The sequence below is a fragment of the Telmatocola sphagniphila genome, assembly GCF_018398935.1.
GTDB classification, from domain to species: domain Bacteria; phylum Planctomycetota; class Planctomycetia; order Gemmatales; family Gemmataceae; genus Telmatocola; species Telmatocola sphagniphila.
The window spans coordinates 2,527,303-2,553,966 of sequence record NZ_CP074694.1 but is presented as its reverse complement, the minus strand read 5'-3'; the positions used below and the strand labels follow the sequence as shown (position 1 = coordinate 2,553,966).

Below are 26,664 nucleotides of genomic sequence, written 5' to 3'. Positions count from 1 at the left end.
TCGGGCAACAATTTCTTATGTAAACAAACTAGGCAGTGGATTGGTGGGCGACCAACGCATTTTAACGGGAATCAGAAATCCCACTCCCGATTCGAATGGAGTGAAATCCAAACGAATAAGCATTTATCGTCTTGGGGCTTCGGTAGGCACCGCGGTCAATTGCAGCCGTCGGCGGTTGCGGAGCACCTCAATCACGATTTTCTCGCCAACCGGGTGCTGGGTCAGAAAGCGGTGGAGGTCGTCGACACTCGATACCGATTCTTCGCCAATCCCCACGATAATATCTTCTGGATAGATCCCGGCCCGTTCGGCAGGGCTGCTATCTTCGATACCCAGAACCTCGACGCCGCTCCCCATTTCAATTCCCACTTCTCGCCCCAATTGAGCAGGTATGGGGATGCGGTGGCCGTGCAATCCCAGATAGCCGCGAATGACGCGGCCATGTTTCAGTAACGAAGGGATAATATCTCGAGCCATATTGATGGGAATGGCAAAGCAGATGCCCTGAGCCGGCTGAATGACCGCCGTGTTTATCCCCGCGACCCGCCCCTGGCTATCGACCAGCGGTCCTCCCGAGTTACCCGGGTTCAAGGCCGCATCGGTTTGAATGATGTTATCCACCAGATGGCCGCTCATGCTCCGCAGCGTCCGGCCCACGGCACTCACTACCCCGGCAGTAACAGTCGATTCGAAACCGAGGGGACTGCCGATGGCTAACACCAGTTGACCGACGCGAAGTTTGGCGGAATCTCCGAGGGCGGCAAAAGGAAATTTCTCGCCCTTGGCCCGTACCAGTGCGAGATCGGTCCAGGGATCGTTACCGATCACTTCGCCGGAGACTTCCTGGCCATCGTGTAATCGAACGCGTAGCGTGCGGGAATCCGCGACGACGTGATGGTTTGTGAGCAGATAGCCTTCGGACGAAAATAATACGCCCGATCCGCTACTCGACTGCTGGCCCCGTCCCACGCGCAAGTTCACAACCGCTGGTCGTAATTGTTCTGCGACGCGTACGACCACTTTGGAAAAGGCATCGAGAGCTTCGGCCTCTTCCATCTCTACGGGGGGCTGGGGGTTTTCCAGTGGGTTATCCTGGCTGGAAAGAAAATGGAATTCGTGACTCATAGGGTTCTCCGAAAATTGGCAGTTACCCCATTCTAGGTGGGATAGGTCAAGTTCCGGACTGATTAAAAAGTGGAAGCAAATGCTGAAAGGGAGACCGAGAAGAGGATGTACTAATGCTTTATGGTGACGCCGACGTAGATTTCGCTGCGGTCGATCCAGGGGGTGTTCGAGAAATCGTACTTGTACTTGGCTCCCAAGTAGAACTCATTCGATTTACCTACCGGAAAGACGATTCGCAAATCCTGCTTAATCGTGCTACGGTCGGCAGGAGTTGGAGCCGCCAGGGCGGAGCCGGTATACTCGAGCTGAAGTTTAAAGGCGTCCAGCATGGGTACCGGTAAGGGCATCTTGGCCAGGACTTCCATCATGAACTGACTGTGGTCCAGCACTGCGGAAGTCAAATCGGTAATGCTCAACTGGCGTCCGGTACGAAATTGAAGCTCCGTTTCGGGCAGCGGGTTAAATTTCACTCCAACCCCCGTTTTGCCAGTAATATCAGCATCGGTATTGCGGACGTAATCTCCCTTACCGGTGAACTGGCCGAAAATGAACACTGTTTCGAATTCCGGCAGTGTCAGTTTGAGAAGCTCGTCCGCTTTCCAGTTGTTGCTGGTGTAGGGTACGCTTCGATCCGTCGTGAGAGTATCTGGTACTTCCAGTTTGGATTTCACGTAGGTGGCCGGTAGATAAGATTCCTGCTTAACGTTGATTCGACCGAGGTCTCGGATCGCCCCGTTTCCCAGACTATAAAGGGAGGCGACGCTGCCATTTGGACTGGTGTTGTTGAAATTAAAATCGTTGGTCCGGTTGTTGGACAGATTTTGTAGCAGGCCTTCGTTATTAGCCGATTCGTAAATCTGAAAGCGATCCTGCTGGCTAGCCAAGGGAGCGAGATTGAGTGCTTTGAAAAAGTCAATTTGGGATGGATCATCTTCCTGGGCCTGGAGATGACTCTGGCAAATAAGGGCTGCAAGCAGCATCAGGCTGAAACGTAACCGCATCATGCGATCAATTCTTTAAGAACCTACTTCTGATCCGTAGTGCGGACTTTAACCGGCACTTTCCGAATTCCCAAGAGCAATTCTAACCAGCTGGCAGAGCGCTCCCTCGCAGAGTGGTTTTTGCGAACTTCAAAAACCACCTGTTTGCCTGGCTTCTTACTCTTGGTCATTTTCGTCCTTTCCCTACCCCCGAATGCCAGTGACGCATTCGATTCATCGACCAACTGTATACTCTAAGTACGATCTTTGTCACGAAAAAATTTTCAATTATTGGCAGAACTTTGCAAGTAACGATGTCGGTAAGCTACAGCAATAAACAAATTTGAGGTGGAGCGATAATTTGGAGGGGATATGCCCGATTTGACCGCCTAATCTGTACGAATTCCGACCCATTTATCTAATGATTTAGTCAAATTTACAAGGACGAGTTCATGGATGATTTGGCTAAAGACCGTCGCCAGGGGCGAATTTTCTGCCTGGCGGCAGCGGTACTCTGGAGTTTCAGCGGGCTCTTTACCCGTTTACTTCAGAAGGATACTTTCCTTAACCTCAATGAAACCCCCATTTCGCCCATCCAGATGGCATTTTTCCGCGCCATTTTTGCTGGCCTGTTTCTGATTCCCTTCCTGTCGCGAAAAGACATGAAATTTCGCCCGATCATGCCGATCATGGTCGCAATTTTTGCGGGCATGAATGCGCTGTTTTTGTCCTCGATGGCCTTAGGATCGGCGGCCGCAACGATTTTTCTGCAATACATGGCCCCGTTTCTGGTCTATTTGATCGGCGTCAATTTCATGGGGGAGGAGGCCGATCGGAAGACCTGGCGGGCAATCCTCATGGCCATGGTCGGCGTGTTGATAATTGTGTTCAGCGGTTTCACCTCCGCCGATAGCAAGACCCCCTTGGTCACCTTGATGGCGGTTGGGAGCGGCGTTCTTTACGCCCTGGTGATTTGCTGCCTCCGCTATTTACGCGGCCAGTCTTCGATTTGGCTGACTCTACTCAATCAACTCGGGAGTGGAATTTGCCTGGGACTGGGAGTCATCATTTTTTCTGGCGTGGATGAGTTTCTGGCCTGGTTCACCGGGCCTACATTGAACCAATTCGTTTTCCTGGCCTGTTTCGGGGCCGTGCAAATGGGGTTCTCCTACTACTTTTTCGCGAGAGGACTCAAGAAACTCTCGCCGCAAGAAGCGGGGTTTATCACTCTGCTCGAGCCGATTCTCAATCCCCTCTGGGTCTGGCTGGCCTTCGGGGAAACCAATCCGATTTCCATCTGGATCGGGGGAGCCTTCATTCTTTTTGCACTCGGCTGGCGATATTCGAGCAAAACATGATTGCGATTTCGGGAAGCAATGCCCATAATCGAACATCGAAAACTATTCGGAATCCGCTAATTTGTTATCATCGACTGGCGATAACAATCTCTCTCAGGCTGGGATATATGAAAACGTTTCTGCTCGGCTTTTGCCTCTTTGCATTCCCGGTTTCTCCATTACTGGCCGCCGAACCGATCCCTCTCAATAAAGAAGAACGCATTGTGCTGATCGGCAGTACCATCATTGAACGGGAGCAACGCTACGGCCATTGGGAAGCCGCCCTCACGGCACAGTTCCCAGACAAGAATTTGAAGTTCCGGAATTTCGGCTGGTCTGCTGATACCGTGTGGGGAGAATCCCGAGCGGCATTTGATTCGGTCGATCAGGGGTTTAAGAGGCTCGTAGAAATCACTCTGGAATGGAAGCCGACGACCATAATTATCGATTACGGAGCGAATGAATCGGTGGAAGGGCAAAAAGGTCTGCCCAAGTTCGAAGCGCAGTATGGCAAATTACTGGATGCTCTAGCACCGGCCAAAGCCAAAATTATTTTGGTTACGCCACTGATTCTTCCCCATTTTTCCACGCCCAAGGATCGTTACGCTCAAGTCGCCCTGTATGCCGATGCGGTGAAGAAAATCGCCAATCAACGAGGAACTTATCTCGCGGATTTACGCTCTTGGGAGCTGGAACGGTTCGCGGAATATCACAAAGAAGGCGTGAAGTATCCATTTACCGAGGAAGGTACCCAGTTTAACGATCAGGGTTATCGGGAATCGGCTGCGTTCTGGCAGAAACAATTTGCTCCCGCCGGGTCTAGTATCCCCCAGCCTTCCGAGTCGCTTCGGGAAGCCGTGGCGGCTAAGAATGAGTTGGTGTTCCACCGCTGGCGACCCGAAAATGAAACTTACCTGTTCGGCTTCCGTAAACACGAGCAGGGGAAGAACGCCAAGGAAGTGTTTGAATTCGATCCCCTGATCGATGTTGCGGAAAAGAAAATTCAGGAAATAAAGTCCAAATAGTCCCACCTGAGCATAACCGCTCGTTATTCAGTTTGACCCTACCACGGAATGATGCCGATGCGATTTGTCCTCTCTCTCCAACTGTTGCTCGTTTTTCCTCTGTGGGCTCTGGCTCAGCGTGATGCCAAGATTCCCGATCCCGACCCGGAAATTGAACGAAAGACGTTCATCCTGCCGGAAGGTTTCGAAGTGAATCTCTGGGCGGCCGACCCGCTTTTGGCCAAGCCGATTCAGATGAACTGGGATGCTCAAGGTCGGCTTTGGTTGGCCACCAGTGAGACTTATCCGCAGATCGAACCGGGCAAAAAAGCCAACGACAAGATTGTGATTCTGGAAGACATCAAAGGGCAGGGCAAGGCCGATAAGGTGACCGTTTTTGCCGACGGTTTATTGATCCCAACCGGTATCGAACCCGACAGCAAGGGGGGCTGCTACGTCGCGGCCAGCACCGAACTGCTCCATTTTTCGAAGTCCAAGCCCGACCTGCCCAAGGCGGATATTCGTAAGGTGGTTCTTTCCGGTTTCGGAACCGAAGATACGCACCACATTCTGCATACCCTTCGCTGGGGTCCGGATGGCAAACTCTACATGAATCAATCGGTCTACATCCACAGCCATATTGAAACACCTTACGGCCCGCGCCGGCTCAACGGCGGCGGCATTTGGCAATACGACACGGAAACTGGCCGTCTGGAAGTTTTCGCCCGGGGTTTCTGGAATCCGTGGGGCCATGCCTTTGACAAATATGGCCAATCCTTCGCGACCGATGGCGCCAATGGCGAGGGAATTGTGCACGTGATTCCCGGGGCCTACTATCCGACGGGCAATCACGTGGGGCCGCGCTTGCTGCATGGCATGAATCCGGGGAGTCCGAAACATTGCGGGTTGGAAATCATCTCCGGTCGCCAATTCCCCGACGACTGGCAGGGGGACATGATCACCAACGATTTTCGCGGCCATCGCGTCTGCCGGTTCAAACTCAGTGAAAATGGTTCCACTTTTGCTTCGAAAGAAATGACCGAAGTCATCAAATCGAATCACCCGGCGTTTCGACCTATCGATGTGAAGATGGGGCCAGATGGCGCGCTATACATCGCCGACTGGTATAACCCGATCATTCAGCATGGCGAAGTCGATTTCCGCGATCCACGCCGCGACCACACCCACGGCCGCATTTGGCGGGTCACGGCTAAGGGCCGACCGCTGGTAAAGAAGAAAGATCCAATAACCGAGCCGGATAATCGTACTTGGGCTCTTCGAAAGATGTCGCAGAAATTCCTGGAGAATCCTCCAAGTCCGTCCCAATCTCAAAACTTTGCTAAAGAAATTTCATCCAGAGATATTAACGACCCGAATCCGAAGATTCGTCTTGAGGCCATAAGGACGTTGGCTCGCTTGACATCTCCTGAAGCTGTAGCCGCTGCCCTGAAGGCCCTCGACCATCCCATGGATCCCACGCTGGATTACGCCCTCTGGCTGACGGTCCGGGATCTCGATCCGATCTGGCTGCCCGCGTTTCTGGAAGGCAAACTTACTTTCAACAATAATCCGAAACACCTGGCGTTTGCCTTGCAGGCGATCAACAGTGCCTCAACTCTGCCCGCTCTGGTGAAGATGATCGAATCGTCCCGCTTGCCTCAGGAACAGTCCCTGGGGATGTGGAAACTTCTCGCGGATCTCGGCGGACCGCAAGAGCAGATTCGAGTTCTCAATCAGGCCTTGAATTCAGAGACAAACGTCAAAATTCGCCAGGAACTTTTAAACTCGCTAATCGATAATTCGCAGCGCAGAAAGCTCTGGAACGGCCGAACGTCGAACGCTATCATCGACAAAATCCTTCTGGATGACAAAACCCCGGAAGACTTGAAAATTTCCATTATTCGGCTGGCCGGTCTCTGGAAGCACCAATCCCTACAGAATCATATTCACAACCTCCTGGCCGGCGGTGCCAATCCTTCGCCTACGTTTCAGCGAGCGGCTGTGCAAGCTCTCGTCGATTTAGGAACGGGCGAAGCAAAACAGGAAATTGAACTGCAAACTAGCGCCGTCGATCATCCTTCTACACGCGCGGCTGCCATTGCGGCTCTCGCTCAATTCGATGAAGCCAAAGCCGCCGGGAAGGCAGTCGAGGTCATGAAAGAGGAGCTTTCGAAGATCGAACCAGCCGATATGCAGAAGCTCGTGGAAGCATTTCTGAATCGGAAAACGGGGCCCGCCGTACTGGCAAACGCTTTAAAAGGCGCCACGATCAAGCCCGACGCGGCCAAGATGGCCTTGCGGTCAGTCCGAGCGTCCGGCAAGGAACTTCCGGCGCTACTGGCCGCAATCAACGACGCGGGCAAATTGGCGAATCTTAAGCCCGACTACTCCACTGAGGCGGTCAAGAAGTTGGTAGCTTTGGCTTTAGAGAAGGGGGAGGCCGCACGCGGTGAAGCAATCTATCGTCGCAAAGAAATGCAATGTTTGAATTGCCACGCAATTAACGGTGTCGGCGGGGCCGTGGGGCCCGATATGGGCAGCATCGGCGCCTCGGCTCAGATGGATTACCTAGTCGAATCGCTTTGGCTTCCCAGCAAAGCTATCAAGGAAGGGTTCCATTCTGTTTTGATCAATACGGAAAATGGGAACTCCGTTACCGGTATCCCTGTACGCGAGGCCAATGGCGAATTGATTCTGCGCACGGCCGAGGACAAGATCCTTACCATTCCAGTTCGAGATATTGCAGAACGCAAGCAGGCGAAGTCTCTGATGCCTGAAGGACTCGTGGATACGCTAACCACTCAGGAACAGGCCGATCTGGTTCGGTTTCTTTCCGAGTTGGGTAAAGTCGGACCCTATGCTCCCCAGAAAACCCCGATCGTTCGTCGCTGGCAAACTCTGGAGCCCACGCCGAACACGATGTCTTTCGTTCGACAGAAACGACTTATGGCCGCTCTCGAAAAAGATGCTCCTGTCAGCTGGGTATCGGCGTATGCGGAAGTCGGGGGCAAATTGCCGTTGTCGGAGATACCCTCGTTCGCGGTTTGGGGTGGATCCGAGCCCCAGTCGGTCTTGCGAACTCAAATATCGATCACCACCCCCGGCAAGATCGATCTCAAACTCGTGAGCTTGGTCGGAGTTGAAGTTTGGGTGAACGGCAAAGTGGTTGATCTGAAAGCCAAGAGTACTCTCGAACTACCGAAAGGGGAGAGTGAGATTGCCCTGGTCATTAATCGCAATCAGTGCAAGGAACCGATTGCAATGGAATTGAATGAAGCGAAAGAGAACCCGGCCAAATTCAGTCTCTTGCTGGGCAAGTAAGCGAAGTCGATTATTTGCGGGCGAAAGGTAACTCGAATGTCTCCATTCCGGTTACCTTTCCATTCCTCACTTTAAAATCCACGAACATTCCGGCTAACAACCCTTCGACAATCCGATACCGATTGTGTTCGAAATGCTGGAGAGGGCAGTGAAAACTGCCCCATTCCCAAAGCAGTTGATTGTCTTTGAAAGTGACGGAAATTTCTCCATAGGCGGGGTTCTCGTATTGGCCTGCAAATTGCCCCTGAGGGATCGAGGAAACCGTAAACTTCAGCCGATTCTGATCCCGTTTCTGTTCCGCGAGCATCTCGGCCTCAACATTCTCATCCATTAACTTGCGATAGTAAGCATTCCAATCTGTGGTTTCGAGTTTCAAATAGTGATCGATCAATTGATTGCAAAGTGCGATATTCATGCGGGAGGCGTGGAAATTCGCCAGAACTCCGATCGCCAGCCCCTCCTCGGGCAGGATCGTCAGGTGCGAACGATAGCCATCGATGATACCGCCATGCGAAATCAAGAGCCGGCCCCGATAATCCTGAACGATCCAGCCCAATCCGTAACTGGTAAGTCGAGTTTCCGGATTGAAGCGCCGGGCCGATTCGTCCATCGGTATGGCGATTTGCGGTTGAAATAGTTCGTTGAAGATCTTGGATTCGAGCAGAGTCTTCTCTTGGAATTTTCCTCCATTCAGCAGAAGCTGCAACCACTTGCTCAAGTCGTTTCCCGACAAGTAAAGCGAACCGGCGGGGTTCGGTTCTTTCAGATCGTATTCTGGAACTGAAATCGTCTTCAATTGCAAATCGCGACGATGGCCGGCGGCGTGATCTTTGCTTTTCAAATAGTCGACCGTCGTAAACTGCAGCTGTTTCATACCCAGCGGGCTGGCAATTTTCTGCTCGAAGAGTTGCTTCCAGGGAGTAGCCGTTGCTTTTTCCAAAGCCTGGCCCGCCGCCATATACATCACTGTCTGGTACTGCATCGCGCCTCGAAAAGGTTTCTCCAGAGGCAACCGACAAGCCTTCTTAATTGCTTCCGACATTCCCCACGGGGCGCGATACCAGAGGAAATCGTGTGAGCCAACGCCTGTGCGATGGGAGAGCAAATCGCGTAGAGAAACCAACTGGGAGGCGTTAGGATCGGAGAGTTGAAAATCCGGAAGCAGCTTCCGGACGGGATCGTCCCAGAGCATCTTGTCTTCTTGAACCGCCGTACCGATGAGAAACGAAGTGAAAGCTTTGGTACAGGAGGCCAGAGGAAACAAGGTATCCGGGGTCACCTTTTCCGGGTGGCCGACTTGCCGAATTCCAAACGGCAGGATCAGTGGATCTTCGGCCTTGCGTACGATCACGACCACGCAGCCCGGGACTTGCCAGTTCTCCAGGAAACCGGGAACGATGCGTTGGGTGAAGTCGTGTAAATCCGATTTTTGGAAGTTGGCATCGCCAGGGAGAAGGGCCAGAAATAGAAGGCTGAAGGGATTAAACATGCTATTTGTCTTCCACAAATAAAAAAGCGAGCGGTATGGGACCGCTCGCTTAGTCTATCGGCAATTTTGAGGAACGCTATTGTCCCAAGGTGCCGGCGAAGCCAATCTTTCCACCGCCGATGCCTCCGATACCGCCGCCAATACCGCCACCGATGCCCCCGACAACCCCGCCGCCGAAGCCACCAATCCCGCCTTGGATGCCACCTTGACCTCCGCTTATACCCTGTACGCCTTGTATACCGCCGCCTTGAGTGCCGGCAGTTCCGGCGAAGCCTTGGAAACCGCCACCGAAGTTGCCGCCGCCCGAGCCACCAATATAGCCGATCATGGTGTTAGGCATGACACCGGGAGGGGTCACTCCGCCTTGGGGGAGGTTATAGCCACCCTGCACTCCAAAGCCGAAGGCATTCAAGCCCCCGCCGCCGGATGTGGACCCGCCACCGCCGATGCTACCGCTGATGCCGCCAGAAATTCCGCCACTGATACCGCCGGAGATTCCACCGCTGACGCTACCGGAGATACCTCCACTTATGTTGCCGGAAATTCCACCACTGGTATTTCCACTGATACCACTGTTGCCTCCATTGTTTCCGCTAAAGCTTCCGCTGGTCCCGCCGTTGTTATTACCGGTGGTGCCGTTATTGTTTCCGGTTGTTCCCGATGTGCCACCGCTGGTACCGGTAGTATTTCCGAAAATCGTATTTACGGGGTTCAGCTGTCGCGAGGGCGGGGCAAAAGCCGGTGCCGGCGGTAACAAGCTGATGGGGATGTTCGGTCGCGGTCGGCCGAGCGACACGTTCGGACCGAAACTTCCGGATTGAGCAGTAATGAGCGATACGGGAATTACCGATATCGCGGAGAGCGCGATCACAGCGCCCCATAGAGTCCGTTTAATTTGCCTCTGCATGCTTCCTCCACGAATCTGAATAAGCATCTAATGGGATTACGAAAATTGCTGTCAGTACTTTATAATAACGTAAAGTCAGGACAATATGATTGCGGATTTTTCAAAATCTGTCAAATTTTAATTCATTAGTAAATGTGAGCTATCGAATTTTTGGATTTGCGCGTTTTGGGCGGAATTGTCGAGGAATAATCGATTTTTTTCTAGAACGGAAAAAGATGAATGGTACTTAATTTGGCCGAGAAATAGTTTAAGATTACTTAATTTTAAATTGTTGAATTCTATTTCTGTCCTGATAATTATTGTAGGGAAATGTGTGCGAAGCGCCGTTGAGTAAAAGTTTGTCGCGCTGAAGAAGATGAATTGGGAGCAATACCTGATGAAAGGTTTTGCTCCCAAGACGGTATAGGGATCACTAATTGCCCATCGTTCCGGCAAATCCCACTTTTCCGCCGCCAATACCGCCTCCCACACCACCGATGGCTCCAAAACCCCCGACGGATCCGGCCCCTCCACCAACACCGCCGATTCCTCCACTAATCCCACCGCCGCTAAATCCCTGAACTCCCTGGACCCCGCCGCCTTGAATGCCCGAGGTTCCCGAGAAACCCTGGAAGCCCCCACCAAAGTTGCCTCCCCCGGCTCCGCCGATGTAGCCGATCATAGTGTTTGGCATCACTCCCGGCGGAGTCAGGCTTCCGGAGGGGAGGTTATAGCCGCCTTGGACTCCGAAGCCGAAAGCGCTGAGGCCCCCAGAAGTTCCGCCGGTAGATCCGCCGATGCCTCCACTAATTCCCCCGGAAATACCACCACTGATGCTTCCGCTGATCCCCCCGGAAATGCCGCCGCTGATCCCTCCGCTAATTCCCCCACTGATCCCTCCACTAATGCCCCCCGAAATGCCCCCACTGACGCCGCCCGAGGTGCTACCGCTATTTCCCGTATTGCTGTTGCCCGAGGTGCCAGTGCTGTTGCCGAAAAGAGTATTCACTGGGTTCAGCGGTCGGGAAGGGGGCGGCGCGGTTGGTCGGGGCGGCAGGAGGTTAATGGGAACATTCGGTCGGGGTCGAGTGACCGTGACGGGGGGCCCAAAATTGCCCTGGGCGGCCATGTAAGTCATGGGGTAGAGGCTGGCTAAGCCCAAAAGAAGCAACGAGTAAACCAGAATTTTTCGCATGGTTGGATTTCCTGTTCGATTTCCCAGGTGGTTTCGTAAAAGAGCAAGGGCGAGTTTCCAATAAATAAACGCCCCAAAATTTGATTTGGTTTTAAGAAAAACCAATTATCTTAAAATTCAATTTATCATGACCGATCTTACAGCAGAATTGTTTTTTGCCGAAAAAGGGTGGAGCCTAGGGTGCGAGTAGCCGAATTCACAGCATTTCGGTTGAAAATGGACCCACATGTTAGGGGTTCGACTGATGCGTTTGCGTGATCAGAATGAGCCTTGTAAAGATAAATGCTGTCTTAGAATGACGCGGTCGCACCAGGGTGGAGCGGTTTATATCTTTCGATTCCTAGCTGAAGTGGGCAGCGGCAAATAAAATGCGAGCTTCGCTGTTGAATGGGTGCGCAAAAAAACGAGCCGAAACCGGCTCGTTGGGTTGAACTTTAGATTGTAGAGGCTGCGAAAACAGGTTTATTGACCCATTGTGCCGGCGAATCCGATTTTGCCGCCGCCGATCCCACCACCGATGCCACCGATACCTCCGCCGATCCCACCACCAATACCTCCGCCGATTCCACCACCAATACCTCCGCCGATTCCACCACCAAATCCCCCTTGGCCTCCTTGAATGCCGCCCCCTTGTCCCTGTACCCCCTGGATACCGCCGCCTTGGGTACCCGAGGTTCCGGAGAAGCCCTGGAAGCCGCCACCGAAGTTACCGCCGCCTGAGCCACCGATGTAGCCGATCATGGTGTTGGGCATAACACCGGGAGGAGTCACGCCGCCCTGGGGGAGATTGTAACCCCCCTGGGAACCGAAGCCGAACGCGCTCAAGCCGCCGCCGCCGGATGTGGAACCACCACCGCCAATGCCGCCACTAACTCCACCGCTGACGCCACCCGAGACGCCTCCACTAATGCTACCGGAATTGCCCCCACTGATGCTACCGCTGATACCCCCACTGGTACCGTTATTGCCCCCATTGTTCCCGCTGAAACTGCCACTGGTACCTGAGGTGCCGTTGTTATTACCGCTAGTTCCACTCGTACCCGTCGTGCCGCTGGTACCGCTGGTACCACCGCTGGTGCTACCGAACAAAGTATTTACGGGATTTAGTTGTCGGCTGGGTGGGGCGAATGAGGGAGCCGGGGGTAAGAGACTGATGGGGAGGTTCGGCCGGGGGCGGGTGATCGAGACATTCGGCCCATAACTTTGAGCTTTCATCAAGGTCATAGGAACGATGGAAACGGCCCCGAGAGCAACTACGGAGCAAAGTAGGCAATACCGGCACGAAAATGGCATCAAGGACTCCTGTGTAAGTCAAAACTCTGTACGGTGATTATAGCATGAACGCTACGCACTCATTCGTCAATGATAAAACTCACCATGGGGCCAGTTCATTTGTAAAAAATCCTACTTTCAGGCAAATCACTCAAAACCCAATTCTTGACTCGCAAAGGTTATCCTACCCATCTTTAAGAAATCCGTCGAAAAAAAATGAGTATTTGCCACCGGAGCCCGCATTTTTGGCAAATCTGGCGTTGACGGAATACCGAATAGAGTTATGTAACGCGGGCATTGATTTCCCGGTGCGTGCATTCCACAAATGCGCATACCGGTTGAAATAGCCATCTGTCGGTGCAGCAGACGACTCGATCAGGGGGATTGCGAGTCGCTGATTTTCCGGCAGTTTGTAAGGGGGTTATGGCTTATGCGATACCGTTGGATGAGCAAGGCTCTCGTCCTGGCTAGCGTCCTTTTCGTGGGCGTTACTTCGTCGAAAGCGCAGCAAACGAATAATTACGACTTTTCGGGGATACCGGCGAATCCAGTGCCGTTACCGATCGGTCCGGATAAAGCGAGTTCGGGAGGCTTCTACGGAGCCATCGAAGTGGCTTTCATGTCCCAGACGAGGCCGCTGGGAAATCAGGTCGTGGCGGTTTATGGCTTCCGAGATAGCATCGGTGCTTTCTCGGGAACACCTGGGACCTTCGTCGGCAGTGGGGCGATCGCACTGACCACCGGACAACTGGGCCGTTCGACCTATCAACCCGGGTACGAAATTACCTTGGGTTATAAGTTCGAAAGTGGATTTGCCATTTCGCTGAGTTATATGGATCTGGTGGACGCCAAGTACACGGCGGGGGCAAGCGGTCCTGGGAATATTTCCAATCCGGGAAACCTGAACCAGAATACCTACCTGTACTCAGGCGTTTACAACTTCACGAACTATTACAGTGGTCCGAAGATCCGAACCTTCGACGATCAGTTTTCTCAAGAGTTCTCGCCGTTTCCCATCACGGGGCGGCTTTACGGTATCTGGAACGGGGCGACGTATGAAACGATCAGTTTCATCCAGCACTTTTCGAACCTGGATATCACCGGTCGCGCTCCTGTAATGGAAACGGACTATTCGCGGACCTATGCTCTGATGGGTTTCCGATATTCACAGATTTCGGAACGGTTTAACTGGTTCACAGTTGCCACCGACGTGAACGGGAACTCCGATGGTACGGATGCCGCTAATTACAATAACACCTTGAAGCAGCGAATGTTCGGTGCCTTCTTGGGTTGCGGCAACGAAGTCTATCTGGGGAATAACTTCGCTCTGTCGTTGGATGCCACGGCGGCTTTGATGCTCGACTTCGCACGGGCTTCCGCCGACTACGAGAGGGAAGACCGGGCATCCGGCACGCAGAGCAAGAACAAGTTCGATCAGTACAGCGTGGTACCTAACGTCGGGCTCAAGCCCAGCTTCTGGTGGTATCCCATCAAAGGGGTATCCGTCCGGGCGAGCTATAACGCTCTGATGTACTTCAATACCTATCAGATGACCGATCCGATCGGCTGGAACTTCGGGGACATCGAACCCGGATACACCCACAAAGCCTTCCGGATGACACAAGGTATCGAAATCGGCGTGGGTATTTCTTTCTAGTTTCCTTGGAACAATCCCCTAAACGCATATTGGCCGTGGATTTCGCTCCGTCGAGATCTACGGCCAATCTTCATTTCAAAGGGTGATTGCCACGTTTGCGGGCCGGACTATAATCTCACCTTAATATCCCGACGAATCCTTACTCGAAGAAGTCCGCAAGTCCGACACCTGAGGAAAAACGCATGGCCGACGAGCGCTTGGCGACCCGTGAAATCGATTGGCTCAAGACATTTCCGTGGCTCCGCTTGTTTAGAACTTTTCTCGTCGCACTCGATCCTTTTAAACTGATTGTTGCCGCAGTCGGTATTTTAACCACCGCCCTGGCTTGGTTAATCATTTCGTTGTTCTTCAACAACTTCTTCTTTGTAGCCAAGCCGAAACTCACCGATTTCGATCCGAAGTCCTATCAGAAGGACGGCGTGACCGATGAGGAAGCGATTAAGAAGCGTAACGACGACTACTCTCGTCGGCTAAACTCCTGGAAACTGCAGTACAAACTGGCTGGTTCCACAGCTATCGAAGAATACGAAACGGTAGATGGAGTCAAGCACACAATCAAAGGCGGTAAATACCGAATCATGCCCTGGTTCGAGGATCGCGGACCCAATCCGGTCTCCATGCTGAAGAATACCGTCACCGGCAGCCCGAATGAGCGCAACGAAACCATCGGCCGATTCCTTCAGGGACAGGTTTTCGTACTAGTCGAACCGCTCTTGAAGTTTTTGACCCCGGTGAGCTATCTATTCGACGCCCAGGCCAATACCTGGACTCGGCTCTACCTGGTCGTGCTGCTTTTGGTTGAACTGGCCATCTGGGCTTTCTTCGGCGGAATTATCACCCGAATGGCCATTAGCACGCTCGCCGGGAAGGAAACTGGTGGATTGAGAGGCGCCATCGATTTCGTTCGCAAACACTATATTTCTTATGTGAGCTCTCCGGTGGTTCCCATCGCCGGCCTGTTCGCCATTGTCATTGGTTGCATGGTCTTCGGCCTGTTCCATTTGATTCCGGGCATCGGCGATATTCTGATCGATGGCCTGGGATGGTTGATTCCCCTCGGCGCCGGCTTCATCATGGCCCTGATTGTGTTGGGCCTTGTTGGGTACCCGCTGATGTACACGACTCTGAGTGCCGAAGGAAGCGACACCTTCGATGCGCTCAGTCGGTCCTACAACTACGTTTATGAATCGCCCTGGAGCTACCTCTGGTACTCCATCATTTCGATTCTCTACGGGGCAGTGCTGGTATTCTTCGTGGTTGTGGTTACTTCTTTGACTGTATATCTCGCTAACTGGGGGGTGAGCCAGACAATCCTGACTCAGACTACCAATCGCGAACCGCAGTATCTGTACACTTACGCTCCGACATCTTTCGGCTGGCGGCAGTTGCTGCTCGAAGGAACCCCGTTGGAAACTTACAACGATGTCTACGTTCACAAGACTGCCGCGGAAGAATATCTGAAGGAATACACCTGGTACAACATTGCCGGCGCTGGAATGGTTTCCTTCTGGTTGACCGCCGTCTTCATGCTCATGCTCGGTTTCAGCTACAGTTACTTCTGGACGGCCAGTTCAATGATTTACCTGCTGATGCGGAAGAAGGTCGATGAAACGGAGATCGATGAAATCCACATCGACGATGCCGATTTCGAACCGCAAGGGGCTAAGGTGCCTCCTCCTTCTCCGACTCCGGCTCCCGAAGCCGTGAATTCGGCTCCGGTGGTTCAGATGGTCGATCCGCCGACCTTGCGAGCCGTGCCGCCGAGCGATATTAAGCCGATCGATCCGCCGCCAACCAGTTCGACAGATCCTAAGCCGAGTGTTTAATTGAACTTGCGGAGATCGGCGAATCAGCCGATCTCTGTCATTTGTGGACCGAGTTTTCAGATCCTCACGAGCCACGGAGTGGCGAGCGTCGAGCATGCCTCAACAAATTCTACTGTTCACGAACGGCTGGACCGATCTCGCTCTGGAAGAGCTCTCGGCCAAAGCCAGCCAATGGGGATATGCCGGATTTGAATTGACCTGCTATCCCGGATTTATTGATGTGGGCCGGGCCTCCAGCGACTCCAGCTACCTATCGCAAATTCGAGAAACCCTGAGCCGTTATGATCTGCGAATCGGCGTAGTCAGCAATCACAAAGTCAGTCAGGCGATCTGCGATTTGATCGACGAACGCCATAAAGCTTTGCTGCCCGAGGTTATCTGGGGCGATGGTAAGCCGGAAGGTGTTCGAAAACGAGCCATCGAGGAAATGGTCGCCACAATTCATCTGGCTCAAAAGCTCGGTGTGGCCGTCGTCTCGGGTTTCACCGGTTCGCCGATTTGGTCTTACGTTGCAGGTTACCCCGCTGCTCCCGAAAAGCTCATCAGCCAGGCCTTCAAGGATTTTGGCAAGAACTTTCGTCCAATACTCGAAGCCTGCCGGGAAACCGGGGTCAAATTCGCCTTCGAAGTGCATCCCGGGCAGATGGCGTTCGATCTTTACTCGGCGGAAATGGTTCTGGATGCCGTGCATGGGAGCGAGGAATTCGGTTTCACCTTCGATCCCAGCCATCTGCACTGGCAGGGAGTCGAGCCCTTGGAATTTCTGCGAGCTTTCCCCACACGCATCTACCACGTCCATGCCAAGGACGCGATTTTGACGCTGAACGGGCGAGCCGGGATTCTCAACAGTTATCTTCCGAGCGGTGATCCCCGACGCGGCTTTCAGTTTCGCTCTCCCGGTCATGGCAGTATCGACTGGGAAAGCTTGTTTCGAGAGTTGAATACAATGAAATACACAGGGGCAATCGCAGTCGATTATCACGATCGAGGCATACCCCGTGAATCGGGGGCTCAGGACGCTTGCCAGTTCCTGAAATCGTTCGATATCCTGGGGTGAGCTTCCATGAACTACATCACGGATACGGAAATCGCTCTGAAGAAAAAATGGACCGATCAATTCGTCACGGTCATCGAACCGATCGGGGAACTCAGCCGATTCGCGGGGTTGACAGGGCGGGTAATTACCGTGAATTGTGGAGGCAGAGCCCTAGTCGATTTCGCCGATGGGGCCTGGTACGACTTACCCGCAACGGAGAGTGTACTTAAAATCCTTTCCCCCGAGGAAGCGAACGGGAAATATGATTCGACGGCTAACAGTGCCCAGGCTAAGCCCGCTCGGCAATCCTGATTTGCAAGCCATTTACTGGAATTTGACAGAATCCATTGGATCCGGTCCATTCTTGCCCACTAGAATTTCAAAATGATTCTTCTCATCGATAATTACGACTCTTTTACGTACAACCTCGTTCAGCGGTTCGGCGAGATCGACCCGAATCTGGACATGCAGGTCTACCGGAACGATAAGATTACTCTCGAAAAAATTGAGGAACTCAAGCCCAGCCACATCATTATTTCTCCCGGACCCTGTACACCCAAAGAAGCGGGAATCTCGAATCAGGTGCTGCAGAATTTCGCGGCCCGGATTCCCATTTTCGGCGTCTGCCTGGGGCATCAGTGCATCGGGCATACCTTCGGTGGCGAAGTGGTGCGCAATGTTCGCATCATGCATGGGAAAGTGTCACCGATTCACCACGACGGCAAAGGGCTCTTTGCGGGTTTATCGAATCCGTTTGACGCGACCCGGTATCACAGTCTGGTGATTAAAAAAGAAACATTCCACAATCCCGATTTCGAGATAGGAGCTTGGACAGCCGAAGGAGAAATTATGGGGGTCCGGCATAAAACCTGGCCCTTGCATGGTGTTCAGTTCCATCCGGAGAGTTTCCTTACGGTGGAAGGCCCGGTGATCCTCAAGAACTTCCTGAAACTCTAAATCGCGAGAATTGAATTCGCCTTTATCGCACCGCGTGGCAATAATCTGCTCAACATCACAGAATAGCTTCCATGGACTCGAAGGCCGTTGGACGGTTCACTTTTGCCTGGGAAGTCGACTCCCAGAACGAGATTACCGTCTATTTGTTGCTTGTCTGATACTAAATTGACAGCTAAATTAATTTTATGAAAATTGCTTTGGCCAATGATCACCGTGGCGTTGCCATGAAGCAGCGCCTTCTCAACTGGCTTCGAGATCAGGGACACCAGATCAGCGATCTGGGCGCGAACACGCCCGATGTCAGCGTAGATTATCCGGATTACGCCTTCGTGGTAGCCGAGGGCGTCAGTAAGGGCGAATACGACCGCGGAATTTTGATCTGCGGCACGGGTGTCGGCATGTGCATCGCGGCTAATAAAGTGTTTAATGTCCGGGCGGCCTGCTGTCACGATCCGATAACGGCCGAGCTCTGCCGGCGCCATAACGACGCCAACGTCATCTGCCTGTCCGCCGATTTGCTAGGGGAAGACGGTGCCGAACGAATTCTCAGCATCTTCCTGTCCACCGAGTTTGAACAGGGCCGTCATTTGCGCCGGATCGATAAAATCGCGTCGTTTGAAGCTAAAACTTCTTCGAGCTGATCGCGGTCTATTTCGAATCCAAATTCAGGTTACTGGCCACCCATTCCACCAGATGCATGGAAGGCCTTTGGCTCAAATCGCTGATTTGATGACGGCAGGAAGTTCCATCCGCAATGACCGTCGCCTGGGGATTATCTCGCAATTGCGGTAGCACCGACAACTCGGCGATCTGCTTGCTCAATTCATAATGTTCTTTTTCGTAGCCGAACATCCCGGCCATGCCACAGCAGCCGGTATCCAGAAGTTTCACTTCGCAACCTGGGATTGCTTTTAGAACCTGCACCGGTCCAGCAGTTCCCAGCATGGCTTTTTGATGGCAATGTCCGTGAAGGACTACCGATTTCTTTTCAGCGGCGGCGGGCCAGTGCGGAAGCAACTCTTTCAGGTGCACGGCCAACCAATCGTCGATGAGCCAGGTTTTTGCCGCTATTGCTTTCGTTTCCGGAGAGACCAAAAGTTCCGTCCATTCATCTTGCAGGGCTACGACGCAACTCGGTTCCCAACCGATGATCGCCTCGGCCGTCGCGGCCTGGGTTGCTAATGCTTGGGCTCCCGCTCGAACTGCCGCTTTGGCTTCCGCAAGAAAACCTTTGCTGATCTTGGCTCGTCCGCAGCATTTCACGCTGGAGAGTTCGACCGTGTAACCCAGCAATTCCAGAATCTGCACGGTGGACCGGCCGATGCCTGGTTCGGTATAGGAGGTCAAACAGTCCGCAAACAGAACGATCGACTTGCCGTTTTTAGGTTTCAAGGGAGTTTTTCGTCGTCGGAACCAGGAAAAAAAGGACCGCCGAGCAAATCGGGGTAACGGACGATCCGCATGAAAGCCGGCGATCCTTCGCGTAAAAGAGAAGCTTCCCAGCCAGTTCGACAAGCTGGGGAGTAGGCTACCTAGCTTATTCAAGGTATCGACGTAGCGGGCGGCATAATGGCTTCGGGGTCGGGAGTGGATTGCGTAATAGGCCGCCTGATGCTCCGCCTTCATTTTGGCAACGTCGACATTGCTGGGGCATTCGGTTTTGCACGCCTTGCAGCTCAAACAAAGGTCCATCACTTCATGAACCCAGCGTTCGGAGATCGGCTGCTGATCCACCATTACATGGCGCAGCGCGTTCGCCCGGCCGCGCGGAGTGTCCTTCTCATCTCTGGTGGCCCGATAAGAAGGGCACATGGTCCCATTCTGCGTTTTTCGACAGACGCCCGATCCGTTGCAGAGTTCCACCGAATTGAAGAACCCTTCCTGCTTCGAATAGTCGAATTGGGTTTTTACAGTGATTAATTCGATCTTCTCCGCTTTCGCATACCTAAGATTTTCCGTCATCGGCGGCCCGTTCACAATCTTGCCGGGATTGAAGAGATTGCCCGGATCAAAGAGGTCTTTCACTTGTTGGAAAGCCCCGTAGACCTCATCGCCGAACATCTTGCGATTCCAGGAACTGCGTACCAACCCGTCGCCATGCTCGCCACTCAAGGAACCCTTGTAGCTGCGCACCAGAGAAGTGATATCCTCCATGATCGCTGTCATGCGATTCAGGTCTTCATTACGCTGGATATCCAGCAAAGGGCGGATATGCAGACAGCCGACGCTGGCGTGGCCGTAAAAAGCCCCATCCGTGCCATGTCTCTTCAAGATTTCACGGAAATCATCGGCAAACTGCGGCAGGACCTCGGGCGAAACGGCGGTGTCTTCGACGAAGGTAATCGGCTTTCGCTTGCCGGGAATGCTGTAAAGCAGGGGCACGGCGGAGCGCCGAGCATTCCAGAGTTTCTCCCGCTCCTCGTTCTGCAGCACGCTTGCGACGTCGGTCAACCCAGGTACCGAACGAAGTCGCTGTTCTAATTTTTCAGATCGATCAGCCACTTCGGCGCCGTCGTCCCCAACCAATTCGACAATGAGCAAGGCTGCCGGGTCGCCGGTAACGACTTGGAAGCTATCCGCCAGTCCGCGTTGTTTTTTGGCCAATTGAATGAGCAGGGCATCCATCAACTCCACGGCACTCGGCTTTGACTCCAGGCAAAGGGATAGGGCATCCAAGGCGGCACGCATTGAACTAAATTGCGGAACGATCAATCCCCTTTGTTTGGGCTTGGGAATCAGCCGTAGCCGTGCTTCCAGTGTGAAACCTAGGGTCCCTTCGCTGCCAACCAGTAAGGGAAGTAGTGAATTGTCCGGCAGGCAGTCGACCAGATTGTAGCCGCTGACGCGTCTTTGGATTTTGGGAAAAACCGCGCGAATCGCGGTCTCGTGGCCTGTCAGAATCTTCTGAAAATTTTTGTTCCGTTCAGCGACCGCCGGGAGTTTTCCAATCTGCTGAAAAGTGCCATCGGCAAACATCATCTTCAGTCCCAAAACATGATCGATGGTTCGGCCATACACTATTGATCGGGAACCGGCAGAGTTATTGCCGATCATCCCCCCTAGAGTGGCCCGGTTGGCGGTCGCTACTTCCGGCCCGAACTGCATCTGATACTTCCCGGCGGCTCGGTTCAGATCGTCGAGTACTACCCCCGGCTGGACGACCATCTCCGTTGGCCGACCCTGGGAGTCCAACTCGCCGAATTGAATTCGTTGCAGGTATTTCGAGCAATCGATTATCAGGCCGGCCCCGATCGATTGGCCGGAGAGACTGGTGCCGCCGCCCCGGGGAATTATGGGAATTTTTTGTTCCAGTGCGATTTGAAGAGTGCTCTGGAGATCTTCGGCGGTACGGGGAATTACTACACCGAGCGGTGGGACCTGATAGATGCTGGCGTCGGTGCTATAGAGGTGTCGTGTGGTGCTATCGAATCGAATTTCGGCCTGGGTATGTTTCTGAAGATGCTTTTGGAGATCCGCGAACCTATCCATAGCGGGAAACTCTTTGTTGAGGAGAGCAAATAGCCCTTGAAAACGTCGGCGGGGTAATTATAACGAGTGCATCAGTTTGGGGAGCAATTCTCGAGCGGATTCGGGCCGTAGCGCAGCTTGGCTAGCGCGCTTGCTTGGGGTGCAAGAGGTCGGGAGTTCAAATCTCCCCGGTCCGATTCAGAGGGCTTGTTGTCAGCGAATGGCAGCAAGCCCTTTTTCGTTGACATTTCAGCATTTACGACGATTTCGTTCGGTTCAACCATTTGGTTACTCATCATTGTAAGATTGTCCACGTTTGCTCCCGTTCGTCCCAAAATTCCAGCAGTAGGGACGAACTGAGGGACGAACTGACTCATATCGACTTTCGGTTTACCCTCCGTCCCGGTCATCCTCAGAGATTCGTTAGAAGGTCTTTCGACTTCAAGTCGAGGAAGTACATCGAGCGCGGCCCGGACATCGAGCAACCTCGGATCGGTATAAACGCCCATCGTCAGCTTAATGTCACTGTGCCGCATCGCGGCTTGAGCGGTTCTAGGTGATACCCCGCCTTTACTCATCAGCGTCCCGAAGGTAGTTCGCAAGGCGTGCAAGTCGATAGTTCGCCCTCGGTCGTCCCTCTTCGAGATCCCGGCGGCTTTCAAATCTCTATCCATAATCCGAATAATTTGCCCGGGAATTCGAAAGAGAGGCGTATCGCCCGGAAGGTGAGCCGGAACCGGTTGACCTTTTCGAAAGCATTCCTTTCGCAATATTTGCAGTTTCTGAGAGAGCCATTCCCTCCAATCGTCCGCTAGATCCTCTCGAATAGGAATTACGGAACCAGAGCGGTTCTTCTCATCAGCGGCGTTCAATACGGCGGTAGGGTTATCAGAATCTAAATCCAGCGAAGAGACTTTGATAGATGCCAGTTCCGACTTCCGTAATCCGGTCAGAACCAGTGATTTGTAGATGAGTGCTCTTTCTTTCCCGAGTAGCTCCATGCGTTCGCGGGTTTTGTTCGAAACTTTCTCTGATAGCGTACCTTTTTTCGGCCCTCTTCGGATGAGTGCTACTTCATTGAAAGGGCGTTCTCTTGCCACCAGTAACAAGCGTTCGAGTTCCTCGGCGGTCATTGCTCGGCGTTGCCGTTTCGGGTCGGCGGCTTCGTTCGCTTTAGACACTCCCCGGAAAGGATTGCTTGCTAGCCTCTCGGTCTGGACAGCCCAATTGCAGAAAGTGTTTAAGGCGTTGCGGTGCGCGTTGCGACTTCGAGCAGACATCTTTTCAGCAACTTGCAGCGAGAGCCATTTTTCAAAGCGTTCTCTTCTCAAATCTCTCAAGGTCTCGAATTCGCATTCCTTCACCAATCTTTCGAGATACCTACGGCAATTTTCCCGATAGACTTTTGTAGTCTCTTTCGCTTCCAGATAAGTTTCGAAGTCGGAAACGTGGGATTTCATGGCTAGGCCAGAATGTTCAGCGATCCGAGTCTCTTCGGAAGTGATAACGCCCTTTCGAATCCGTTCGGCGTCTCTTTCCAGAGTCGAAAGAAATCGCCTTGCAGCCATTTCGTCTTTACAGTTCGTATTCACTTCACAGACTAATCCCTCGGCGTCGCGGTATTTCGCGTACCAGGTCTTTGGCATAAATACAATTCTATCTTCGCCTTTATGCGGCCCGGATTGTATCGTGCGGACTTCCTCTTTTCGGCGGCGCCCGTTCTGGATCCAAGTAGCGAACCGCTTGCCATCGACTTCAATAATTTTCGCTTCGGGCGGTATTCGCTTCCAAGTATGTTTTCGGCGTATCGATCCCATTGAATTGAACCTCTGGAAAGTCGGGAGAGAAACGGGACGCGGCGCTTTCCAGTTCGCCGGCCCGTTCTCCCCGAAGGTAATAGGATTATAACTCTTTTCGGCCTATCGCGCAATCAGGGTTATTTGCTCGTTATGCCACTTCGCCCTAACTCTCGAAGCTTCGCTTTGCAGATTGTTTTCGCAGAAATCAGAATTTCGTAAGCAATCTCGTTAGCAGCGTTTAGAACTTCGGTCCCTCGATTCGGTTCGGCCAGTTCGTCCAAATCCATCAGGGCGCAAAATACCTCTTCGAAAGAGGGATTGAGCTTGGCTTTACGCTGATTAGGCTTTCTCGCCGGTTTTTTCTTATTCTGTTCGGTCAATGGTTGTTTCGACTTCATTTGTATTACCTGTTTCAAATTTGTAGATTGTTGGATTCGGGCTTAATGGTTACCCCACAGGGAAAGCCTCTCGCCCGGTAATTATTTGTCTTCAATCGACGCCCTTTAGGGGCGTCACTTATGGAATCTTTATGGAATATGTGATCCCCACGTCACCGTGCGACGTAGCTAGGCGTCACATGCGCCTGTGATCTCGGCGTCACATGTTGGGCGGTCGAATACGATACACACTCGGCCCCCGATTCAATCCGCCACGATGTATGATCGAAAGCAATCCCTTCGAGGTTAGTGAAGCAATCGCCCGGGAAACGGTTTCCCGACTACAACCGGCCCGCATCGCTAAATATTGTGTTGATGGGCGGGCGCAGCCATCGCGACCGGTATCCCGCCAGAGCAGCAGCCAAACAACCAAATCGGACCGTTCAAGGTTCGATGCCGCAAAGTCGAGGAAGCTGTTTATGTCGTTAAAACGGCCCTTAGTAAATTTCTTTGGCGTAAGCTTCCTCTGGTTCTTCGATGCCAGCGGCGGCGGTTCGGCCCCGATTTCAAAGGGTTTGCTCATACGCTCCCCTTGGCCGGTTTAGGGCGATTCCAGAGCGACTCAATCGGCGTTCTCGGCTTACTCCCCGGGATTGACGGCGCCGATTCTGGCGTGAATCGTTGAATCGACTTCGCGAAGCTCAAAGATATATCCCGCTGTTCGCCATGCCGGCTTTTGTGATGACCTAGCTTTACAGTGTCTTCGTCAATGGGTACAAGTATGTAGGCATCATCGCAGCCGAATTCTAGTTCGGAAGATTCCCGGAATGATGCTAGGTTTAACCCCTCCCCGGAATAAGAACTTCGCCCTTTTGAGTCTTTCGTTCGGCCCACGGCAGAAACAACGATAACCGCTTGGCCGTTGTCTGCGAATTGCCGAAGGAAATTCATCGACGCGTTTACAGATCCCCGGTTATCGGCATGATCTCCAGGCGCTTCAATTCGCTGGATGTAATCCAGAACTAATAGCCCCGATTCGAACTCATCGGCGGCGTTCGCCAAATTTTCGAGCGAGTAGGGCGGTCGGACGAAAGCTAACCTTTCCCCGATAGATTCGAGTGTGCTGAAAGCTTGATCGATCCTATCGGCGTGAATCGTTTCGAGTTTTCGCTGGCGTATCAATGTGGCATCGACTCCAGAGAGCCGCGCAAGCTGGCGGTCAAGCAAAACACCCGGCGCCATTTCGACGTTAAGCACGCAAGCCCGAAGCGTCGGGTCGATCCTTAGAGCATCGACTACACATTGCATGACAAAAGCCGTTTTCCCAGCGCCGGGCGCTCCGCCGATGAGCATAACCCGGCCCGGTCCTAGCTCGATTTTCTCGAAGTCTCCGGTCCCGCATCGATACAGGGTCGGCGGCTTACCGCTTTCTATTTCATCCCGCCAATCTTCGAAGAGATCTCCGGCAGTAAAGAAGCTTTTCACGGCTTACCCCCTTTCACATGAGTAAGCCCGCAATCAATCTGCCTTCGAACTTCTGAAGGTTTTAACCCACTATCGAGAGCCGTCTCGGTGAGAAGTTCATGCGCCAAGGTCGGCGGGCAGCCTAACTCAGCGAGATTTGCAGCGGCCGAGAATAAAAGTCGATGCCGGTCTCCCTCCAATGCCCCTGCCCGGATAAAGTCGAGAGTTGAGCGGTTAAGCTTGGCATTACCGTCCGTGAGGTCTAGGCGGCGTTGTTCATTTGCCCTATCGTTCCGGTCTACTTCCTCAACAGCAATCCGCCAATCTTCGAGCATTAACGAATCCGGTTTCGGTCTTTCGCCGAGTTCGACTGCAACCGGTTCTTTTGCGAGTTCCAAAATTCCGTCGACGGATAGCCCCATTAGTTCGGAATGTTCAAGAAATCGCTTCCTCAGCCCCGTTTTCGGATGCGTCGAGTTAGGCGCCCGAAAGCAGCGAACTTTGTCATAAACACCGCTATCGATTTTGACGCGGGCGCGGTTGGCTAATCCCTCGGCCATGCGTCGGGCAACGGAGTTGAAGACTATAGAAGGCGCAGCTTCCCAGCAAACGGGCACCCCGATATGAAAGCCTTTTGAGCCTGAGAAGAAACGCAATAAATCATCAGCATGAAGTGTGCGGTATCGCTCCAATAGCGACTCGGCGAGAAATTTGGCGGCTTCGAGGGCTTTCGGTAGTTCGGCTTCGTCGATGTCGAACCAAACGTAAGGCGCCCAGCAAGGCCCATTAAAGCCCCTTGGAGAGCCTTCGCGGTCAAGGTAGGCCCGGAAGTCGGCCCCGAACACGAAAGCGCTTAGATAGCTTTCTTTGTGGGTTTCCGCTTTCGGAGAGTTCTCCAGGTAGGCAAGGAAAGCTTTTTCGAAGTCAATCAGGTTACGACGTCCGGTTATATCGCCCGCAACGCGAAAGCCAAATTTGTAATCGGGGTGAATCATTTGCTGTCACCCCCGGTCAGATCTTCCGGCGAGAAAGGGTCGGCTTCCTCCCTACCGAAGTACTCGAAGGATTTGATCCGATTCCGCTCCTTGCCATCTTCGTCACGGCGAACTACCAGACGTAATTTGACCAATATCCCGGTGGGCAACGGCTCTTCAAGTTGTTCTTCGGTGTAGATCCCGATTTTCTCTAGATCCCGCTTCGTGTAAGGAAGCGCATCAGGCGTCAGCCAAGAATCATGCCAAACCCGTCGCCTTGCAAATTCCCCTTCGACGATTTCGAATCCAAGTTTGTAGAATCTTGTGCCTTTCTCTTTAGTGACGCCCAATTCCCCGGAACGAACCCGGCATAGGTATTCGCCCGCAGGGATTACAACAAAATCCCGCGCAGGCTTTGTATTCTTCCAAAGTTCCGAAAAACTTTTTCTTGAAGCGCTTTCTGCTAAAATATCCGAAAGGCGTTTTCGTGGTTCCAT

At 52.9% G+C, this 26,664-nt stretch carries 21 protein-coding genes, 1 tRNA gene and 1 pseudogene; 10 read left to right on the top strand and 13 right to left on the bottom strand.

The window, feature by feature from the left end; genetic code table 11:
- Positions 1-123 precede the first annotated feature (123 nt).
- Complete coding sequence (locus tag KIH39_RS10130) at positions 124-1,125, bottom strand: S1C family serine protease (protein ID WP_213499211.1); 1,002 nt, start codon at positions 1,123-1,125, stop codon at positions 124-126.
- A 110-nt stretch (positions 1,126-1,235) separates the two neighbouring features.
- Entirely contained in the window at positions 1,236-2,129 is an 894-nt protein-coding gene (locus tag KIH39_RS10125) for a hypothetical protein (protein WP_213499210.1), read from the bottom strand.
- A gap of 428 nt (positions 2,130-2,557) precedes the next feature.
- Between KIH39_RS10125 and KIH39_RS10120 the strand changes: the two genes are divergently transcribed.
- The 3 genes from KIH39_RS10120 to KIH39_RS10110 all read left to right on the top strand — a co-directional run bounded on the left by KIH39_RS10120 (position 2,558) and on the right by KIH39_RS10110 (position 7,767).
- Complete coding sequence (locus KIH39_RS10120; RefSeq protein ID WP_213499209.1) at positions 2,558-3,463, top strand: DMT family transporter; 906 nt, start codon at positions 2,558-2,560, stop codon at positions 3,461-3,463.
- A gap of 107 nt (positions 3,464-3,570) precedes the next feature.
- A complete protein-coding gene (locus tag KIH39_RS10115) occupies positions 3,571-4,467 on the top strand; it encodes a GDSL-type esterase/lipase family protein (RefSeq protein WP_213499208.1) in 897 nt (298 codons plus the stop codon).
- A 57-nt stretch (positions 4,468-4,524) separates the two neighbouring features.
- Positions 4,525-7,767, top strand: coding sequence for a PVC-type heme-binding CxxCH protein (locus KIH39_RS10110; RefSeq protein ID WP_213499207.1), 3,243 nt, complete (start codon positions 4,525-4,527; stop codon positions 7,765-7,767).
- Between the two features lie 10 nt (positions 7,768-7,777).
- On the opposite strand, the gene KIH39_RS10105 is transcribed toward KIH39_RS10110, so the two are convergent.
- The 4 genes from KIH39_RS10105 to KIH39_RS10090 all read right to left on the bottom strand — a co-directional run bounded on the left by KIH39_RS10105 (position 7,778) and on the right by KIH39_RS10090 (position 12,630).
- The gene (locus KIH39_RS10105; RefSeq protein WP_213499206.1) at positions 7,778-9,256 is read right to left on the bottom strand and encodes a serine hydrolase; all 1,479 of its coding nucleotides are present in this window, start codon (positions 9,254-9,256) and stop codon (positions 7,778-7,780) included.
- A 76-nt stretch (positions 9,257-9,332) separates the two neighbouring features.
- A complete protein-coding gene (locus KIH39_RS10100; RefSeq protein WP_213499205.1) occupies positions 9,333-10,163 on the bottom strand; it encodes a hypothetical protein in 831 nt (276 codons plus the stop codon).
- A 412-nt stretch (positions 10,164-10,575) separates the two neighbouring features.
- Complete coding sequence (locus tag KIH39_RS10095) at positions 10,576-11,337, bottom strand: hypothetical protein (RefSeq protein WP_213499204.1); 762 nt, start codon at positions 11,335-11,337, stop codon at positions 10,576-10,578.
- A 462-nt stretch (positions 11,338-11,799) separates the two neighbouring features.
- Positions 11,800-12,630: a hypothetical protein gene (locus KIH39_RS10090; RefSeq protein WP_213499203.1), complete on the bottom strand. Its 831-nt coding sequence runs from the start codon at positions 12,628-12,630 to the stop codon at positions 11,800-11,802.
- Positions 12,631-13,039: 409 nt separating this feature from the next.
- Here KIH39_RS10090 and KIH39_RS10085 point away from each other — a divergent pair, with 409 nt between their 5' ends.
- The 6 genes from KIH39_RS10085 to rpiB all read left to right on the top strand — a co-directional run bounded on the left by KIH39_RS10085 (position 13,040) and on the right by rpiB (position 18,726).
- The gene (locus KIH39_RS10085) at positions 13,040-14,266 is read left to right on the top strand and encodes a hypothetical protein (RefSeq protein WP_213499202.1); all 1,227 of its coding nucleotides are present in this window, start codon (positions 13,040-13,042) and stop codon (positions 14,264-14,266) included.
- Positions 14,267-14,448: 182 nt separating this feature from the next.
- Positions 14,449-16,092, top strand: a complete 1,644-nt coding sequence (locus KIH39_RS10080) for a DUF7847 domain-containing protein (protein WP_213499201.1) — start codon at positions 14,449-14,451, stop codon at positions 16,090-16,092.
- Positions 16,093-16,186: 94 nt separating this feature from the next.
- On the top strand, positions 16,187-17,149 hold the full coding sequence (locus tag KIH39_RS10075; RefSeq protein WP_213499200.1) for a sugar phosphate isomerase/epimerase family protein: 963 nt from the start codon (positions 16,187-16,189) through the stop codon (positions 17,147-17,149).
- 6 nt (positions 17,150-17,155) lie between these two features.
- Positions 17,156-17,440 carry a hypothetical protein gene (locus tag KIH39_RS10070; RefSeq protein ID WP_213499199.1) on the top strand — a complete coding sequence of 95 codons (285 nt, stop codon included), beginning with the start codon at positions 17,156-17,158 and terminating at the stop codon, positions 17,438-17,440.
- 72 nt (positions 17,441-17,512) lie between these two features.
- Positions 17,513-18,085 carry an anthranilate synthase component II gene (locus tag KIH39_RS10065; protein WP_213499198.1) on the top strand — a complete coding sequence of 191 codons (573 nt, stop codon included), beginning with the start codon at positions 17,513-17,515 and terminating at the stop codon, positions 18,083-18,085.
- A 185-nt stretch (positions 18,086-18,270) separates the two neighbouring features.
- The gene (rpiB, locus tag KIH39_RS10060) at positions 18,271-18,726 is read left to right on the top strand and encodes a ribose 5-phosphate isomerase B (RefSeq protein ID WP_213499197.1); all 456 of its coding nucleotides are present in this window, start codon (positions 18,271-18,273) and stop codon (positions 18,724-18,726) included.
- Between the two features lie 7 nt (positions 18,727-18,733).
- Here rpiB and KIH39_RS10055 read toward each other — a convergent pair whose 3' ends face one another.
- On the bottom strand, positions 18,734-21,574 hold the full coding sequence (locus KIH39_RS10055) for an FAD-binding and (Fe-S)-binding domain-containing protein (protein WP_213499196.1): 2,841 nt from the start codon (positions 21,572-21,574) through the stop codon (positions 18,734-18,736).
- 101 nt (positions 21,575-21,675) lie between these two features.
- Here KIH39_RS10055 and KIH39_RS10050 point away from each other — a divergent pair.
- Positions 21,676-21,750, top strand: a tRNA-Pro gene (locus tag KIH39_RS10050).
- A gap of 303 nt (positions 21,751-22,053) precedes the next feature.
- Here the strand turns inward: KIH39_RS10050 and KIH39_RS27085 are convergent.
- From KIH39_RS27085 to KIH39_RS10020, 6 genes and pseudogenes are all read right to left on the bottom strand, one after another.
- A pseudogene (locus KIH39_RS27085) lies at positions 22,054-22,554 on the bottom strand (site-specific integrase); the annotation flags it as partial.
- Positions 22,555-23,489: 935 nt separating this feature from the next.
- Positions 23,490-23,750 (bottom strand): hypothetical protein, encoded by a 261-nt coding sequence (locus tag KIH39_RS10040; protein ID WP_213499195.1) that lies wholly within the window; start codon positions 23,748-23,750, stop codon positions 23,490-23,492.
- A 199-nt stretch (positions 23,751-23,949) separates the two neighbouring features.
- Entirely contained in the window at positions 23,950-24,312 is a 363-nt protein-coding gene (locus KIH39_RS10035) for a helix-turn-helix domain-containing protein (RefSeq protein ID WP_213499194.1), read from the bottom strand.
- The gene (locus KIH39_RS10030) at positions 24,309-25,214 is read right to left on the bottom strand and encodes a DnaB-like helicase C-terminal domain-containing protein (protein WP_213499193.1); all 906 of its coding nucleotides are present in this window, start codon (positions 25,212-25,214) and stop codon (positions 24,309-24,311) included. The genes KIH39_RS10035 and KIH39_RS10030 overlap by 4 nt, the downstream gene beginning before the upstream one ends.
- A complete protein-coding gene (locus KIH39_RS10025; protein WP_213499192.1) occupies positions 25,211-26,188 on the bottom strand; it encodes a bifunctional DNA primase/polymerase in 978 nt (325 codons plus the stop codon). The genes KIH39_RS10030 and KIH39_RS10025 overlap by 4 nt, the downstream gene beginning before the upstream one ends.
- Positions 26,185-26,664, bottom strand: a complete 480-nt coding sequence (locus tag KIH39_RS10020) for a DUF669 domain-containing protein (protein WP_213499191.1) — start codon at positions 26,662-26,664, stop codon at positions 26,185-26,187. The genes KIH39_RS10025 and KIH39_RS10020 overlap by 4 nt, the downstream gene beginning before the upstream one ends.

Bases quoted from the DNA above. Each gene is read 5' to 3' on its own strand.
- KIH39_RS10100 (WP_213499205.1), bottom strand. From the start codon at position 10,163: ATGCAGAGGCAAATTAAACGGACTCTATGGGGCGCTGTGATCGCGCTC.
- KIH39_RS10055 (WP_213499196.1), bottom strand. From the start codon at position 21,574: ATGGATAGGTTCGCGGATCTCCAAAAGCATCTTCAGAAACATACCCAG.
- KIH39_RS10065 (WP_213499198.1), top strand. From the start codon at position 17,513: ATGATTCTTCTCATCGATAATTACGACTCTTTTACGTACAACCTCGTT.
- rpiB (WP_213499197.1), top strand. From the start codon at position 18,271: ATGAAAATTGCTTTGGCCAATGATCACCGTGGCGTTGCCATGAAGCAG.
- KIH39_RS10025 (WP_213499192.1), bottom strand. From the start codon at position 26,188: ATGATTCACCCCGATTACAAATTTGGCTTTCGCGTTGCGGGCGATATA.
- KIH39_RS10020 (WP_213499191.1), bottom strand. From the start codon at position 26,664: ATGGAACCACGAAAACGCCTTTCGGATATTTTAGCAGAAAGCGCTTCA.
- KIH39_RS10040 (WP_213499195.1), bottom strand. From the start codon at position 23,750: ATGAAGTCGAAACAACCATTGACCGAACAGAATAAGAAAAAACCGGCG.
- KIH39_RS10130 (WP_213499211.1), bottom strand. From the start codon at position 1,125: ATGAGTCACGAATTCCATTTTCTTTCCAGCCAGGATAACCCACTGGAA.
- KIH39_RS10090 (WP_213499203.1), bottom strand. From the start codon at position 12,630: ATGCCATTTTCGTGCCGGTATTGCCTACTTTGCTCCGTAGTTGCTCTC.
- KIH39_RS10035 (WP_213499194.1), bottom strand. From the start codon at position 24,312: ATGAGCAAACCCTTTGAAATCGGGGCCGAACCGCCGCCGCTGGCATCG.
- KIH39_RS10075 (WP_213499200.1), top strand. From the start codon at position 16,187: ATGCCTCAACAAATTCTACTGTTCACGAACGGCTGGACCGATCTCGCT.
- KIH39_RS10125 (WP_213499210.1), bottom strand. From the start codon at position 2,129: ATGATGCGGTTACGTTTCAGCCTGATGCTGCTTGCAGCCCTTATTTGC.
- KIH39_RS10070 (WP_213499199.1), top strand. From the start codon at position 17,156: ATGAACTACATCACGGATACGGAAATCGCTCTGAAGAAAAAATGGACC.
- KIH39_RS10105 (WP_213499206.1), bottom strand. From the start codon at position 9,256: ATGTTTAATCCCTTCAGCCTTCTATTTCTGGCCCTTCTCCCTGGCGAT.
- KIH39_RS10095 (WP_213499204.1), bottom strand. From the start codon at position 11,337: ATGCGAAAAATTCTGGTTTACTCGTTGCTTCTTTTGGGCTTAGCCAGC.
- KIH39_RS10080 (WP_213499201.1), top strand. From the start codon at position 14,449: ATGGCCGACGAGCGCTTGGCGACCCGTGAAATCGATTGGCTCAAGACA.
- KIH39_RS10120 (WP_213499209.1), top strand. From the start codon at position 2,558: ATGGATGATTTGGCTAAAGACCGTCGCCAGGGGCGAATTTTCTGCCTG.
- KIH39_RS10085 (WP_213499202.1), top strand. From the start codon at position 13,040: ATGCGATACCGTTGGATGAGCAAGGCTCTCGTCCTGGCTAGCGTCCTT.
- KIH39_RS10110 (WP_213499207.1), top strand. From the start codon at position 4,525: ATGCGATTTGTCCTCTCTCTCCAACTGTTGCTCGTTTTTCCTCTGTGG.
- KIH39_RS10115 (WP_213499208.1), top strand. From the start codon at position 3,571: ATGAAAACGTTTCTGCTCGGCTTTTGCCTCTTTGCATTCCCGGTTTCT.